Here is a 15,371-nt window from a genome sequence, read left to right on the forward strand (position 1 = left end):
GATTAGCAACTGCTTTTCATTCTCTATATCAGGAGGTCCATACCATTAGTCCACTATCTTTTACTTTAGTCAGAAAAATTAGAATTTTTGTCAAAACTTCAGTCATTTAATAAAAAGCTAGCATTACCCAATAATATTAGTGAGTATAAACCAGCAATATTAGACAAAATTGCTACAGTTTTTGATACATTATGTACCCAAATAGAATAAATAAATTTTGTTATTACTACTGAAGTTTTGACAAAAATTCTAATTTTTCTGACTAAAGTAAAAATTTATATTTAAAGTTAAATATTTAGTGCTTTTATCAGCTTAAAAGCGATATTTCTACAATTTAAAGTAAATTATTTGATATATAATACAAATTATAGATTGATACACTCGCCACTTTTTTTAATAAAAATTTTTTGTCAAAACTTCAGTATTACTAAAAAAGTATAAAAAAATTGGAATACATTTCTCCTTATGGAAAGGATTTTGTCAAAACTTCAGTAAAAGACAAAAATGCATTTCTAACGCCAATTTAGGATAAGAGCAGTTGTTCTGGAGCTAAAGCATCAAGTTTTATACGAGATTTAGTGATAGCATAAGAAGTAACACAAGCTAGAATATGCACCAAGAAATTAACAGGAGATCTATACCTTGTATGCTCTAGGTTCATTCTATTTTTTGGTATATTAAATACTGATTCAATTAATGATCGTTTACGTAACATAGCTTTATCTTCTAATTCTAGTAAATAATTCTTCATATCCTTGCGAATATTAGTTATCATTCTTAAATTTCTAGAATAGAGTATGAAGAACTCGGCCGCAAGCGACCGAGTTTCAAAACAGGTTAAACTGCTTTGTTTCTTTTTCAATTTTATCCATTGCGTTTAGTTGATTTTGGTATCCACACAAAGTGATACATTATTCTAAAAACATGATGACTATTACGCCTCAATTCCATTCTACTAAATTATAATATGCCAACGCTTATATTATAACGCTATCCATCTAGGGAGCAAGCTCCCTAGATTTTCGCTATGCGGTTAAACCCTTTATCTATAAGCTTTCTATCTATCCCTTATCCTAAATTAGCGTTTCTATTATATGTCTCTGATCATGGCGAATCATTAGGGGAAAATGGCTATTATGGTCATGGCGGACCGCTAATTGCAGAACAAACAACTGTACCCTTTCTAGTCTGGATGTCAGATGAATTCAAGCAAAAGCATCCTGAATCAGTAGCATCAATTAAAAATTATGCCAATAATGAAATTAGCCATGATTATGTTTTTCATTCAATTCTTGACTGTCTAAATATAGATTCTGATGTTATTGACAAGGGTTTAAGTTTATGTAAATCTAGCTAACCTTTTAAAAATCAATTCCAAGCTCGTCAGTTAAAATACTCATTAGCTCTAGCCCTGCTCTATTTTTCCATTTCCCTTGCTCATAGAAAAAATGGTAAGGTCCACTAACAGGAGATGATAACCAAATTTCCTTAGCGGCACTTTGTTTATTTATTACATATATACCGTCAGTTGTATCAATACTTAATATATCGCTTTGTAGGTCTATATCTATATCTTGATTTTGTTCTTCAATCCTGTCTGCTATATGTGCAATTACTGTTTTAGCTATTTTACTAAATTCACTATCATTCATAATTTTCTTTGGTTTTCTCTGGATCTATTACGGGTGTTTTAATCGTGCTTTTTCTATACATCTCAACAAATCTATTATGATCATTAAGGTTATTAGAAAAATTATGCCCACCTTTTCCATCAACTACAAAAAATAATGCATCTGTTTTAGCAGGTTTTACAACTGCTTCTAGAGATTTTAACGAGGGACAAGCAATTGGTCCTGGCGGCAATCCTTTAATATAATAAGTATTATACGGCAATTCTTGTAATAAATCTTTTTTAGTTAAAGCTCTTGCTAGCTTAATTTTCCCTTCCGTTAAAGCATATATAGTAGTAGGATCAGCTTGCAGCTTCATATTCTTTTTTAAACGATTAAGAAATACTGCGGCAATAATAGGCTTCTCTGCATCAGAACCCGCTTCTTTTTCTACTATAGAAGCAAGCGTTAATATATCAAGTCTAGTTTTTAATGGAGAATCAGGCGAGAGATTTATCATCACTTTATCTAAGTTATTAGACATTAGATTTCTCATCTGATTGATTATTCGCTCTTTTTGATCACCATATGAGAAAAAATAAGTTGATGGCATTAGAAATCCTTCAGGGATTATTCCTTTTATCTCACCTACTAAGCGTGTTTCTTCATTAATTTTTTTTACAACTTCCTGAACTACAGTACCCTCAGGCACTATTATTTTATGTATTACAGACTTGCCGCTTGCTAAAACTCTTAAAGTTTGCAGAGGCGAAATATTATGCGTAAAAATATATTCACCACTTTTAAGAGGATTTTTTATAGAGTAAATTTTAGCAATTATCTTAAAAACTTCTGGATATTTTATTACTTTATTAGAGTAAAGTTTTGTAACTATTTGGTTTATAGATAATTTAGGCTCGATAATTATTGTCTTAGTTTGAGCTAAATTACCCGGTACAAAAATATAAAATACGCCGAAATTTAATATGGTAACAAATATAATTAAAGATAATGTGGCTAAAAAAAACTTGATTTTTAGTATATTTTTAAACATTTTTTATAAAACTTAGAAAATAATAATATTACCATGAGATATGGTTTTTCTTGACATTTAAAATAACATGTAGTAGAAATCACTTAAAGTTTGGTTAAGATCATATATTTGCTAATAATCGTGGCAAGCCACGGGGAATTTAACCCAACAGGGATTAAAAGAATATAGTAAATATCACTCCATTTTAGAAATTATGAACCCCCAAATTTAGCTTACCAACCTTTGAACTGAAGTTTTGACAAAAATTCTAATTTTTCTGACTAAAGTAAAAATTTATATTTAAAGTTAAATATTTAGTGCTTTTATCAGCTTAAAAGCGATATTTCTACAATTTAAAGTAAATTATTTGAATATATAATACAAATTATAGATTGATACACTCGCCACTTTTTTTAATCTCTCAGGGTTTAATTGGTAAATTCCAGTATTAATTAAGCCAGATTTATATTTTCTTCCCATACCTCATTGGGTGTTTTATAACCGAGCACTTTTCTTGGTAAATTATTTAAAAAATCCTCAATTTCTTGTAATTGCTTTATTGTTAATTTTTTTATATCTAAAGATTTAGAGTATACTCTGTGCACCATTGAGTTAATCTTCTCTATCAATGGTTTTTGCCATGGAGAATAAGGATTGCAAAAATATACTTTTCGTTCAGATTTTGGCAATAGTTGTTCATGATTGGTAAATTCTTTGCCATTATCTAACGTTATGCTTTTGATTATATGCGACAATTGTTTAAGTTTTTTATTCATGTTACCAATCACATCTTGTGTTCTTTTTGAACGGTTTAAAGTGAGAAACACTTTTTGTGTTCTGATATCCACAAGAGCGCCTATATTACGACTTTGATTACCTTTGTTAAAAGTTAAATCACCTTCTAAATGACCTATTGCTGCTATCTTTCTATTTATCTCTGGTCTTTCAGTAATGGAAACTCGATTTGGTATTGTAATTCTTTTGTTTCTGATTCTTGTACCATGATGCAACCTATTTTTCCTTTTTCTTGCTAAAGATAAATATAATTTTTGCCTTTGTGCTATAGGAGATGTATAAATAAACTGGTATATACTCTCTGCAGAAATATTGACAGTATCTCGTGATAGTTTACGTCTACCTGAAATTATATCTGGTGAAATACCCTGTGTTAACTGCTTTATTATTTCTGCTCGTAAATTATTATCAATATCTAATTTTCTTTTTCTCTTACCTTGCCTTAAACTGCAAGCAAGTGTGTTAGCCCTATCTGGTCTATAATTATGCCTCATTCTCTTGAGTTCATAACATATAGTGCTTTTATCACGGCCAATCTTTGTCCCTATATATCGCGAGCTATAACCACTCTTATTCATTTCGTATATTTTAAATCTTTCATCTATCGTTAAATGAGCCATGATATATCTATATTTAAATGATGCGCCTCGCAGCAGAGCTACGAGGTATCTAAAAAAGTTTTAGTTGTTTCTTATGATATCACGAAGCAGAGCTTCGGGGAATTAAACCCTGAGAGATTAATAAATCAGTATATGTAGCTTTAGGAATAGATTTATCTGGCAGAAAGGATATTTTAGGCTATGGATCAGTGAGAATGAAGGAGCTAAATTTTGGCTTGGTAATTTTACTGAAATGAAGAATCGAGGAGTAAAAGATATCTTAATTGCTTGTAGTGATAATCTAACTGGTATGTCTGATGCTATTGCATCAGTATATCCGAAAACTGAACATCAAATTTGTATTGTCCATCAGATCAGGAATAGCCTCAAATATGTATCATATAAAGATAGAAAGCAATTAGCAGCGGATTTGAAACTAATCTATACTTCTGCTACTGAAAAAGAAGCAGAATTAGCTCTTGAGTCATTTGATCAAAAATGGAGTAAGCAATATCCGCATATAGCTAAATCTTGGTATAATAATTGGGATAATTTGATAATTTTCTTGCAATATCCAAAGGAGATTCGTAAGATTATTGGAAAGTTCTATAATTAATTAAGTTTTTTAGATACCTCGTAGCTCTGCTGCGAGGAGCATCATTTAAATATAGATATATCATGGCTCATTTAACGATAGATGAAAGATTTAAAATATACGAAATGAATAAGAGTGGTTATAGCTCGCGATATATAGGGACAAAGATTGGCCGTGATAAAAGCACTATATGTTATGAACTCAAGAGAATGAGGCATAATTATAGACCAGATAGGGCTAACACACTTGCTTGCAGTTTAAGGCAAGGTAAGAGAAAAAGAAAATTAGATATTGATAATAATTTACGAGCAGAAATAATAAAGCAGTTAACACAGGGTATTTCACCAGATATAATTTCAGGTAGACGTAAACTATCACGAGATACTGTCAATATTTCTACAGAGAGTATATACCAGTTTATTTATACATCTCCTATAGCACAAAGGCAAAAATTATATTTATCTTTAGCAAGAAAAAGGAAAAATAGGTTGCATCATGGTACAAGAATCAGAAACAAAAGAATTACAATACCAAATCGAGTTTCCATTACTGAAAGACCAGAGATAAATAGAAAGATAGCAGCAATAGGTCATTTAGAAGGTGATTTAACTTTTAACAAAGGTAATCAAAGTCGTAATATAGGCGCTCTTGTGGATATCAGAACACAAAAAGTGTTTCTCACTTTAAACCGTTCAAAAAGAACACAAGATGTGATTGGTAACATGAATAAAAAACTTAAACAATTGTCGCATATAATCAAAAGCATAACGTTAGATAATGGCAAAGAATTTACCAATCATGAACAACTATTGCCAAAATCTGAACGAAAAGTATATTTTTGCAATCCTTATTCTCCATGGCAAAAACCATTGATAGAGAAGATTAACTCAATGGTGCACAGAGTATACTCTAAATCTTTAGATATAAAAAAATTAACAATAAAGCAATTACAAGAAATTGAGGATTTTTTAAATAATTTACCAAGAAAAGTGCTCGGTTATAAAACACCCAATGAGGTATGGGAAGAAAATATAAATCTGGCTTAATTAATACTGGAATTTACCATTTACACTGCAAATGCGATAGAATCGCTGAATAGCCAATTGAGAAAAGTTACTAACTGAAGTTTTGACAAAAAATTTTTATTGTCCCAAATTTGGGAGAAAAACCCCGCACTTGCAGTGCGTCGTTTTAACATATAGAATGAAGAGATGCAGTATTACAAGAAGCTAAGCCACACAGTTTACGATTGCACTTATCATATAGTATGGGTGACTAAATATCGCTATAATATATTGGTTGGTGATATTGGTAGGAGAGTCAAGGACCTAATCCAAGAGATATGTAAGAATAATGGTGTAGAGATATTAAGAGGGAAGATAGCTTCAAATCACGTACATATAGCTAACACGGAAATGTTTCTACCACAGATTAGGAAAAACTTAGGCATTGATCAATAATTTTATGTAAACAGTTTTTAAAGTTAGTCCAGCAATGTTTAATAGGATTTAGATCTGGTGAATATGTGAGTAAATACAAAAACTATGGTAAAAACCTTTTCGCGTTAGCTATATCTATGTATCTGTGCCACCTTATCAAAGTATTAGTAAACCTGAATTCTGGATTAGCTAATTTTGAGATATAGCAGGTTTGTTAGGTTTCATACAGTATGCAATTAGGGCGGATAAGATATGTACAAAGGCATTCCAAATTGATCTATGTCTTGTATGTTCGATCTCGAAAGCACCCTTCAGCACACTAAATACTGTTTCGATAATTGAGCGTTTGCGTAATAATATTTTTTCAAATAATGGCATAAGTTTATTCTTCATTTTCTTCTTTATGCCAGTTACTAACTTGATTCCTTTGCTGTATAGATCATCAAAGAGCTCCTGTTTGATATAACCCTTATCGCCAAACAATAATCCCGTGATATGTTTGGTGATTATCGAAACCGGCGCTCTATCATCTACATTACCAGGCGTTAGTTTTAGACCTTGAATCTCACCTTTTTCGTTAATAAGGTAAATTCCAGTATTAATTAAGCCAGATTTATATTTTCTTCCCATACCTCATTGGGTGTTTTATAACCGAGCACTTTTCTTGGTAAATTATTTAAAAAATCCTCAATTTCTTGTAATTGCTTTATTGTTAATTTTTTTATATCTAAAGATTTAGAGTATACTCTGTGCACCATTGAGTTAATCTTCTCTATCAATGGTTTTTGCCATGGAGAATAAGGATTGCAAAAATATACTTTTCGTTCAGATTTTGGCAATAGTTGTTCATGATTGGTAAATTCTTTGCCATTATCTAACGTTATGCTTTTGATTATATGCGACAATTGTTTAAGTTTTTTATTCATGTTACCAATCACATCTTGTGTTCTTTTTGAACGGTTTAAAGTGAGAAACACTTTTTGTGTTCTGATATCCACAAGAGCGCCTATATTACGACTTTGATTACCTTTGTTAAAAGTTAAATCACCTTCTAAATGACCTATTGCTGCTATCTTTCTATTTATCTCTGGTCTTTCAGTAATGGAAACTCGATTTGGTATTGTAATTCTTTTGTTTCTGATTCTTGTACCATGATGCAACCTATTTTTCCTTTTTCTTGCTAAAGATAAATATAATTTTTGCCTTTGTGCTATAGGAGATGTATAAATAAACTGGTATATACTCTCTGTAGAAATATTGACAGTATCTCGTGATAGTTTACGTCTACCTGAAATTATATCTGGTGAAATACCCTGTGTTAACTGCTTTATTATTTCTGCTCGTAAATTATTATCAATATCTAATTTTCTTTTTCTCTTACCTTGCCTTAAACTGCAAGCAAGTGTGTTAGCCCTATCTGGTCTATAATTATGCCTCATTCTCTTGAGTTCATAACATATAGTGCTTTTATCACGGCCAATCTTTGTCCCTATATATCGCGAGCTATAACCACTCTTATTCATTTCGTATATTTTAAATCTTTCATCTATCGTTAAATGAGCCATGATATATCTATATTTAAATGATGCTCCTCGCAGCAGAGCTACGAGGTATCTAAAAAAGTTTTAGTTGTTTCTTATGATATCACGAAGCAGAGCTTCGGGGAATTAAACCCTGAGAGATTAAAAATTGATTATATCTGGCTTAATTAATTATAGAACTTTCCTTTGTCATCGAAAAAGAATCTCTCGTAATAAAGTCTTTGCCGGTATTGCTGCTTTGGGTAAAACAACAAAAAGTTGGTTTTTTGGTCTAAAATTACATTTGGTTATTAACGAAAAAGGTGAGATTCAAGGTCTAAAACTAACGCCTGGTAATGTAGATGATAGAGCGCCGGTTTCGATAATCACCAAACATATCACGGGATTATTGTTTGGCGATAAGGGTTATATCAAACAGGAGCTCTTTGATGATCTATACAGCAAAGGAATCAAGTTAGTAACTGGCATAAAGAAGAAAATGAAGAATAAACTTATGCCATTATTTGAAAAAATATTATTACGCAAACGCTCAATTATCGAAACAGTATTTAGTGTGCTGAAGGGTGCTTTCGAGATCGAACATACAAGACATAGATCAATTTGGAATGCCTTTGTACATATCTTATCCGCCCTAATTGCATACTGTATGAAACCTAACAAACCTGCTATATCTCAAAATTAGCTAATCCAGAATTCAGGTTTGTAGGGTTTTTATTAATTAATGGTAGAAATGATTTATTAATCCACTGCTCGCTAATTTTACAAAAATCATCGACAAAACAAAATAATGCAGTAATATCTTTCTTCATGGGGATACTCTTGTTTTTTTGCTAAAAATTATATAGAGTATCTTCTATCCCTTGTAAATACTTACTTCCAAACCTAGATTAATCCAGAATTCAGGTTAGTGAGTATAAACCAGCAATATTAGACAAAATTGCTACAGTTTTTGATACATTATGTACCCAAATAGAATAAATAAATTTTGTTATTACTAAAAAAGTATAAAAAAATTGGAATACATTTCTCCTTATGGAAAGGATTGTGTCAAAACTTCAGTTAAAAGAGAAAGGTTTTTGCTTGAACCGCTCCAAAGCATTTTTTGCGTCATGAAAAACATTAATACTAATATAACAATAAAATATATTTCTATACTTTTTTGCATAGTATTAATCTGTTTCATTAAAGCTTTTAAATCATGCAAAATTTTCTTTTGTTCTTCAATAGTGTTAGAACGCATTGTCATTAAGAAGCCTGAAATGCTTCCTAATTTATTATGCAAAGATTTTAGCTTATCGCTTTCGTTATTTTTTGGATCGTTGTCTTGATCTTGTGTCATATTATATAATGCCTATTATTAAGATCAGTATATATATAGCTTCAAGCAATAAAGTTGATACATCAAATTTAGTGAGTCTCGATTTTGCTCACGTTTAGTATACGCTCTGCAATCTCGCTCGTAAATTGAATGTCTGAGCTTCATTGCTTTTTGCTATACCTTTGATATTTCACTGAAGTTTTGACAAAAAATTTTTAATGATGCTCCTCGCAGCAGAGCTACGAGGAGCATCATTTAAATATAGATATATCATGGCTCATTTAACGATAGATGAAAGATTTAAAATATACGAAATGAATAAGAGTGGTTATAGCTCGCGATATATAGGGACAAAGATTGGCCGTGATAAAAGCACTATATGTTATGAACTCAAGAGAATGAGGCATAATTATAGACCAGATAGGGCTAACACACTTGCTTGCAGTTTAAGGCAAGGTAAGAGAAAAAGAAAATTAGATATTGATAATAATTTACGAGCAGAAATAATAAAGCAGTTAACACAGGGTATTTCACCAGATATAATTTCAGGTAGACGTAAACTATCACGAGATACTGTCAATATTTCTACAGAGAGTATATACCAGTTTATTTATACATCTCCTATAGCACAAAGGCAAAAATTATATTTATCTTTAGCAAGAAAAAGGAAAAATAGGTTGCATCATGGTACAAGAATCAGAAACAAAAGAATTACAATACCAAATCGAGTTTCCATTACTGAAAGACCAGAGATAAATAGAAAGATAGCAGCAATAGGTCATTTAGAAGGTGATTTAACTTTTAACAAAGGTAATCAAAGTCGTAATATAGGCGCTCTTGTGGATATCAGAACACAAAAAGTGTTTCTCACTTTAAACCGTTCAAAAAGAACACAAGATGTGATTGGTAACATGAATAAAAAACTTAAACAATTGTCGCATATAATCAAAAGCATAACGTTAGATAATGGCAAAGAATTTACCAATCATGAACAACTATTGCCAAAATCTGAACGAAAAGTATATTTTTGCAATCCTTATTCTCCATGGCAAAAACCATTGATAGAGAAGATTAACTCAATGGTGCACAGAGTATACTCTAAATCGTCCGTCCGCCAAAACTCTACAAGCCTTATAGATAATATGGTTTTAAGACAAGAAGTAATACAACAATCCGTAAGAAAATGATAAAATATGGTCATAAACCTTATGGATTTCAGTCAATGCCAATAGACAACATTATCAAATCGCAAGAACAAGGGAAACTGTTTGGTTATAAATTAAAAGAAGAATTAAACCCAAATAATAAGCTATATAAATTAAGAGAATTAATAAATTGGTCTAGGCTCGAAGAGTGGTTATCAAAAAATGTTTGTATTAAGAAATTTGGTAGAAATAGAAAATGTCATAGAGTGATGCTTGGCATAACGATGCTACAAGCAATGTATAATTTTTCAGATTCATTATCAGAGGAAGAGCTAAAAGAGAATATGTATTGGCAGTATTTCTGCGGGTGGGAATATATAGAAAAAGACATAGCTATCTCGGAAACTAGTATACGACGGTTTCGTAGTGTATTAGGTGAAGCTGGATATAATGAGATATTATCGGAGTTGATCAGGGTTGGGATAAAAACTAACACAATTAAAAAAAAAGATTTGGAATTAATCATCGCTGATACGACTGTACAAATTAAGAATATCAAACACCCACACGATGTTTATTTAATGGATAAAGCTAGGCTTAGCATAGTAAAGCTTTGCAACAGTTTGGGTATACATTTGAATGAAACATACGCTAGAACCTATAAACGCGATATAGTAAAGCTATGGAAATATAAAGAACATAGTAAAGCCAAGAAGCGTTGGAAAATAATGAAGCATTTAAAAATATTACTGGGTCGTTTGATTAGAGTATGTGAGCGTGAGATCAAAAATAAGCAATTAAACTTGTCTCTCAAAAATCAAGAAGTATTGCAAAAAATAAAACAAATACATAACCAATCTGTTTTAAAAAGAGAAGCTAAAAAGCAATATAAAGAAGATAACAAAGTATTATATAGTTTTCATGCCCCTGAAGTAGAGTGTATAGGAAAGGGAAAACGCAACAAGCCATATGAGTTTGGCAATAAAGTAGCGGTAGTAGTAAGTGGTCGTAGAAATTTTGTTTTATCCGCAAAATCGTTTCATAATAATCCTTATGATGGTCATACATTGCATCAGAGCTTTGAAGCAGTAGAGAGTGTCACTGGAATCAAGATAAAGAAATCATTTGTTGATCTTGGGTATAGTGGTAGCAATGTAAAGGAGAAGAGTAAGGTATATACCCCAAAAACGCGGAAGAAGTTGTTACAAGAGGACAAGTCTATGATCAAGAGACGCAGTGCCATAGAACCAATAATAGGTCACTTAAAGCAATATGGTCGGATGGGTAGAAACTTCTTGAAAGGTATGATAGGAGATATTATCAATCCAATAATCTCTGCTATTGGTTTGAATTTACGATGCATTGCAAATCATTTACAAATCGTGTCTAACTCCACATAAATCAAAAATATCATCATGCAAAAACTAGATGAACGATAAAAAATCGTTAACAATAGCTCCATATCAAAATTAGACCAACACAGAAATGTATCAGTAAAAATTAACATAACTTATTAATTTTTATTGAAAATCTTAGCAATTTGTTGTCAAAACTCTATCCCATTACAAATGATCAGGATTTGAAGTGTTTTTGGCGGATAGACTAAATCTTTAGATATAAAAAAATTAACAATAAAGCAATTACAAGAAATTGAGGATTTTTTAAATAATTTACCAAGAAAAGTGCTCGGTTATAAAACACCCAATGAGGTATGGGAAGAAAATATAAATCTGGCTTAAATGATGCTCCTCGCAGCAGAGCTACGAGGTATCTAAAAAAGTTTTAGTTGTTTCTTATGATATCACGAAGCAGAGCTTCGGGGAATTAAACCCTGAGAGATTAATACTGGAATTTAGGCTCTGTCTCATCAATTGTGTAAATTTCGTGAACCATTAAATTCTACCATCAAATTTGATCATAAAATGAGCCATAGCTTCATTCCAATTGGGGATAGGCATAGACCATTTTTTGGTAATATAATCAATTGTCAGATATAAAACCTTAAATACTGCGTCATCATTTGGAAAGATGCGTTTATTCTTAGTAACTTTTCTCAATTGGCTATTCAGCGATTCTATCGCATTTGTAGTGTAAATAATCTTACGAATCTCCTTTGGATATTGCAAGAAAATTATCAAATTATCCCAATTATTATACCAAGATTTAGCTATATGCGGATATTGCTTACTCCATTTTTGATCAAATGACTCAAGAGCTAATTCTGCTTCTTTTTCAGTAGCAGAAGTATAGATTAGTTTCAAATCCGCTGCTAATTGCTTTCTATCTTTATATGATACATATTTGAGGCTATTCCTGATCTGATGGACAATACAAATTTGATGTTCAGTTTTCGGATATACTGATGCAATAGCATCAGACATACCAGTTAGATTATCACTACAAGCAATTAAGATATCTTTTACTCCTCGATTCTTCATTTCAGTAAAATTACCAAGCCAAAATTTAGCTCCTTCATTCTCACTTATCCATAAGCCTAAAATATCCTTTCTGCCAGATAAATCTATTCCTAAAGCTACATATACTGATTTATTAATAATAAGTTTATCTTGTCTTACTTTCACTACTAAACAGTCAAAATATACTATAGGGTATACTGATTCAAGAGGTCTACTCTGCCAAATCTTGACCTCATCTATTACTTCATCTGTAATCCTGCTGATTAGGCTCTCACTGATCTCAGCTCCATATAATTCTTGCAATTGTGTTTTAATATCAGACACACTCATACCCTTCGCATATAAGGATATTATCTTTTGGTCTAAGCCATCTATTCTTGTTTGTTTCTTTGAGACTATTATAGGTTCAAATTTACCTTGTCTGTCTCTTGGAACATTTAGCTCTATAGTACCATTCTCACTAATCAGATTCTTACTAAAACTACCATTCCTCGCATTCTCAGTTTCAGCTCTATCATACTTGCTATAACCTAAATGTTCTGACATCTCAGCATGCAGTGCTCGCTCTAAAATACCCTTGGTTAATTCCTTAATTAATCCATTCTGACTTAGTACTGTTTTTAAATCTACTCCACCTTCTATCAGCAAATCTATTGCTTCATTTATTTTTTTATTCTTCTCTATTTGCATTTCTGTTACCTATATTTTTAATTACTTCTAATATAGGCTCAACAAAAATTTACACAATCATTGCAAAAGACTCGGAATTTACCAACAACAGATCTTGCTTTAACGCTATCATTAGTTAGTCTATCCGCCAAAAACACTTCAAATCCTGATCATTTGTAATGGGATAGAGTTTTGACAACAAATTGCTAAGATTTTCAATAAAAATTAATAAGTTATGTTAATTTTTACTGATACATTTCTGTGTTGGTCTAATTTTGATATGGAGCTATTGTTAACGATTTTTTATCGTTCATCTAGTTTTTGCATGATGATATTTTTGATTTATGTGGAGTTAGACACGATTTGTAAATGATTTGCAATGCATCGTAAATTCAAACCAATAGCAGAGATTATTGGATTGATAATATCTCCTATCATACCTTTCAAGAAGTTTCTACCCATCCGACCATATTGCTTTAAGTGACCTATTATTGGTTCTATGGCACTGCGTCTCTTGATCATAGACTTGTCCTCTTGTAACAACTTCTTCCGCGTTTTTGGGGTATATACCTTACTCTTCTCCTTTACATTGCTACCACTATACCCAAGATCAACAAATGATTTCTTTATCTTGATTCCAGTGACACTCTCTACTGCTTCAAAGCTCTGATGCAATGTATGACCATCATAAGGATTATTATGAAACGATTTTGCGGATAAAACAAAATTTCTACGACCACTTACTACTACCGCTACTTTATTGCCAAACTCATATGGCTTGTTGCGTTTTCCCTTTCCTATACACTCTACTTCAGGGGCATGAAAACTATATAATACTTTGTTATCTTCTTTATATTGCTTTTTAGCTTCTCTTTTTAAAACAGATTGGTTATGTATTTGTTTTATTTTTTGCAATACTTCTTGATTTTTGAGAGACAAGTTTAATTGCTTATTTTTGATCTCACGCTCACATACTCTAATCAAACGACCCAGTAATATTTTTAAATGCTTCATTATTTTCCAACGCTTCTTGGCTTTACTATGTTCTTTATATTTCCATAGCTTTACTATATCGCGTTTATAGGTTCTAGCGTATGTTTCATTCAAATGTATACCCAAACTGTTGCAAAGCTTTACTATGCTAAGCCTAGCTTTATCCATTAAATAAACATCGTGTGGGTGTTTGATATTCTTAATTTGTACAGTCGTATCAGCGATGATTAATTCCAAATCTTTTTTTTTAATTGTGTTAGTTTTTATCCCAACCCTGATCAACTCCGATAATATCTCATTATATCCAGCTTCACCTAATACACTACGAAACCGTCGTATACTAGTTTCCGAGATAGCTATGTCTTTTTCTATATATTCCCACCCGCAGAAATACTGCCAATACATATTCTCTTTTAGCTCTTCCTCTGATAATGAATCTGAAAAATTATACATTGCTTGTAGCATCGTTATGCCAAGCATCACTCTATGACATTTTCTATTTCTACCAAATTTCTTAATACAAACATTTTTTGATAACCACTCTTCGAGCCTAGACCAATTTATTAATTCTCTTAATTTATATAGCTTATTATTTGGGTTTAATTCTTCTTTTAATTTATAACCAAACAGTTTCCCTTGTTCTTGCGATTTGATAATGTTGTCTATTGGCATTGACTGAAATCCATAAGGTTTATGACCATATTTTATCATTTTCTTACGGATTGTTGTATTACTTCTTGTCTTAAAACCATATTATCTATAAGGCTTGTAGAGTTTTGGCGGACGGACTAGTTACTAGTGATAGTATTAATTCTAAAACCACATCTTGATTATAGGGAAAAATTTTTTATTTCTTGCAACATTTCGTGTATAATCATACACACTGAAGTTTTGACAAAAAATTTTTATTAAAAAAAGTGGCGAGTGTATCAATCTATAATTTGTATTATATATCAAATAATTTACTTTAAATTGTAGAAATATCGCTTTTAAGCTGATAAAAGCACTAAATATTTAACTTTAAATATAAATTTTCACTTTAGTCAGAAAAATTAGAATTTTTGTCAAAACTTCAGTACACACTAAAACCCCTTTTGTATTTGAGCGTATTTATATCATATAGCTAACACGGAAATGTTTCTACCACAGATTAGGAAAAACTTAGGCATTGATCAATAATTTTACGTAAACAGTTTTTAAAGTTAGTCCAGCAATGT

Annotated in this window: 11 protein-coding genes and 7 pseudogenes; 8 read left to right on the plus strand and 10 right to left on the minus strand. The window is 31.3% G+C overall.

The window, feature by feature from the left end; translation table 11 throughout:
* Nucleotides 1-523 precede the first annotated feature (523 nt).
* A complete protein-coding gene (locus AAHI98_RS03735; RefSeq protein WP_342225086.1) occupies nucleotides 524-862 on the minus strand; it encodes a transposase in 339 nt (112 codons plus the stop codon).
* A gap of 213 nt (nucleotides 863-1,075) precedes the next feature.
* Between AAHI98_RS03735 and AAHI98_RS03740 the strand changes: the two are divergent.
* Nucleotides 1,076-1,357: pseudogene (locus AAHI98_RS03740) on the plus strand (sulfatase-like hydrolase/transferase); the annotation flags it as partial.
* A 4-nt stretch (nucleotides 1,358-1,361) separates the two neighbouring features.
* On the opposite strand, the gene cyaY reads toward AAHI98_RS03740, so the two are convergent.
* From cyaY to AAHI98_RS03755, 3 genes are all read right to left on the minus strand, one after another.
* Nucleotides 1,362-1,652: an iron donor protein CyaY gene (gene cyaY, locus AAHI98_RS03745; protein WP_342225087.1), complete on the minus strand. Its 291-nt coding sequence runs from the start codon at nucleotides 1,650-1,652 to the stop codon at nucleotides 1,362-1,364.
* A complete protein-coding gene (mltG, locus tag AAHI98_RS03750; RefSeq protein WP_342225088.1) occupies nucleotides 1,645-2,664 on the minus strand; it encodes an endolytic transglycosylase MltG in 1,020 nt (339 codons plus the stop codon). Before mltG ends, cyaY begins: the two co-directional genes overlap by 8 nt.
* A gap of 431 nt (nucleotides 2,665-3,095) precedes the next feature.
* The gene (locus AAHI98_RS03755) at nucleotides 3,096-4,058 is read right to left on the minus strand and encodes an IS30 family transposase (RefSeq protein WP_342225089.1); all 963 of its coding nucleotides are present in this window, start codon (nucleotides 4,056-4,058) and stop codon (nucleotides 3,096-3,098) included.
* A 119-nt stretch (nucleotides 4,059-4,177) separates the two neighbouring features.
* Between AAHI98_RS03755 and AAHI98_RS03760 the strand changes: the two are divergent.
* The 3 genes and pseudogenes from AAHI98_RS03760 to tnpA form a co-directional block, all read left to right on the plus strand.
* Nucleotides 4,178-4,635: pseudogene (locus AAHI98_RS03760) on the plus strand (IS256 family transposase); the annotation flags it as partial.
* Between the two features lie 80 nt (nucleotides 4,636-4,715).
* On the plus strand, nucleotides 4,716-5,678 hold the full coding sequence (locus AAHI98_RS03765) for an IS30 family transposase (protein WP_342224646.1): 963 nt from the start codon (nucleotides 4,716-4,718) through the stop codon (nucleotides 5,676-5,678).
* Nucleotides 5,679-5,843: 165 nt separating this feature from the next.
* A pseudogene (tnpA, locus tag AAHI98_RS03770) lies at nucleotides 5,844-6,035 on the plus strand (IS200/IS605 family transposase); the annotation flags it as partial.
* Between the two features lie 225 nt (nucleotides 6,036-6,260).
* Here the strand turns inward: tnpA and AAHI98_RS03780 are convergent.
* Both AAHI98_RS03780 and AAHI98_RS03785 read right to left on the minus strand, forming a co-directional pair.
* Nucleotides 6,261-6,656, minus strand: a pseudogene (locus tag AAHI98_RS03780) (IS982 family transposase); the annotation flags it as partial.
* Nucleotides 6,657-6,673: 17 nt separating this feature from the next.
* Nucleotides 6,674-7,636, minus strand: coding sequence for an IS30 family transposase (locus AAHI98_RS03785; protein ID WP_342224646.1), 963 nt, complete (start codon nucleotides 7,634-7,636; stop codon nucleotides 6,674-6,676).
* A gap of 160 nt (nucleotides 7,637-7,796) precedes the next feature.
* Here AAHI98_RS03785 and AAHI98_RS03790 point away from each other — a divergent pair.
* Nucleotides 7,797-8,294 (plus strand): annotated as a pseudogene (locus AAHI98_RS03790) (IS982 family transposase); the annotation flags it as partial.
* 19 nt (nucleotides 8,295-8,313) lie between these two features.
* On the opposite strand, the pseudogene AAHI98_RS03795 reads toward AAHI98_RS03790, so the two are convergent.
* Nucleotides 8,314-8,421 (minus strand): annotated as a pseudogene (locus tag AAHI98_RS03795) (IS982 family transposase); the annotation flags it as partial.
* A 221-nt stretch (nucleotides 8,422-8,642) separates the two neighbouring features.
* On the minus strand, nucleotides 8,643-8,951 hold the full coding sequence (locus tag AAHI98_RS03800) for a hypothetical protein (protein ID WP_342225091.1): 309 nt from the start codon (nucleotides 8,949-8,951) through the stop codon (nucleotides 8,643-8,645).
* Nucleotides 8,952-9,202: 251 nt separating this feature from the next.
* Here AAHI98_RS03800 and AAHI98_RS03805 point away from each other — a divergent pair, with 251 nt between their 5' ends.
* The 3 genes and pseudogenes from AAHI98_RS03805 to AAHI98_RS18475 form a co-directional block, all read left to right on the plus strand.
* Complete coding sequence (locus AAHI98_RS03805) at nucleotides 9,203-10,117, plus strand: IS30 family transposase (protein WP_342225092.1); 915 nt, start codon at nucleotides 9,203-9,205, stop codon at nucleotides 10,115-10,117.
* Nucleotides 10,114-11,475, plus strand: coding sequence for an IS5 family transposase (locus AAHI98_RS03810; RefSeq protein ID WP_342224717.1), 1,362 nt, complete (start codon nucleotides 10,114-10,116; stop codon nucleotides 11,473-11,475). The genes AAHI98_RS03805 and AAHI98_RS03810 overlap by 4 nt, the downstream gene beginning before the upstream one ends.
* A gap of 201 nt (nucleotides 11,476-11,676) precedes the next feature.
* A pseudogene (locus AAHI98_RS18475) lies at nucleotides 11,677-11,814 on the plus strand (IS30 family transposase); the annotation flags it as partial.
* 153 nt (nucleotides 11,815-11,967) lie between these two features.
* Here the strand turns inward: AAHI98_RS18475 and AAHI98_RS03815 are convergent.
* A complete protein-coding gene (locus tag AAHI98_RS03815; RefSeq protein WP_342224662.1) occupies nucleotides 11,968-13,182 on the minus strand; it encodes an IS256 family transposase in 1,215 nt (404 codons plus the stop codon).
* Between the two features lie 321 nt (nucleotides 13,183-13,503).
* A complete protein-coding gene (locus tag AAHI98_RS03820) occupies nucleotides 13,504-14,865 on the minus strand; it encodes an IS5 family transposase (protein ID WP_342224717.1) in 1,362 nt (453 codons plus the stop codon).
* Between the last annotated feature and the right edge of the window lie 506 nt (nucleotides 14,866-15,371).

The sequence above is a fragment of the Rickettsia endosymbiont of Urophora cardui genome (assembly GCF_964030725.1).
Taxonomy (GTDB): domain Bacteria; phylum Pseudomonadota; class Alphaproteobacteria; order Rickettsiales; family Rickettsiaceae; genus Rickettsia.

Bases quoted from the DNA above. Each gene is read 5' to 3' on its own strand.
- cyaY (WP_342225087.1), bottom strand. From the start codon at position 1,652: ATGAATGATAGTGAATTTAGTAAAATAGCTAAAACAGTAATTGCACAT.
- mltG (WP_342225088.1), bottom strand. From the start codon at position 2,664: ATGTTTAAAAATATACTAAAAATCAAGTTTTTTTTAGCCACATTATCT.
- AAHI98_RS03755 (WP_342225089.1), bottom strand. From the start codon at position 4,058: ATGGCTCATTTAACGATAGATGAAAGATTTAAAATATACGAAATGAAT.
- AAHI98_RS03765 (WP_342224646.1), top strand. From the start codon at position 4,716: ATGGCTCATTTAACGATAGATGAAAGATTTAAAATATACGAAATGAAT.
- AAHI98_RS03785 (WP_342224646.1), bottom strand. From the start codon at position 7,636: ATGGCTCATTTAACGATAGATGAAAGATTTAAAATATACGAAATGAAT.
- AAHI98_RS03800 (WP_342225091.1), bottom strand. From the start codon at position 8,951: ATGACACAAGATCAAGACAACGATCCAAAAAATAACGAAAGCGATAAG.
- AAHI98_RS03805 (WP_342225092.1), top strand. From the start codon at position 9,203: ATGGCTCATTTAACGATAGATGAAAGATTTAAAATATACGAAATGAAT.
- AAHI98_RS03810 (WP_342224717.1), top strand. From the start codon at position 10,114: ATGATAAAATATGGTCATAAACCTTATGGATTTCAGTCAATGCCAATA.
- AAHI98_RS03815 (WP_342224662.1), bottom strand. From the start codon at position 13,182: ATGCAAATAGAGAAGAATAAAAAAATAAATGAAGCAATAGATTTGCTG.
- AAHI98_RS03820 (WP_342224717.1), bottom strand. From the start codon at position 14,865: ATGATAAAATATGGTCATAAACCTTATGGATTTCAGTCAATGCCAATA.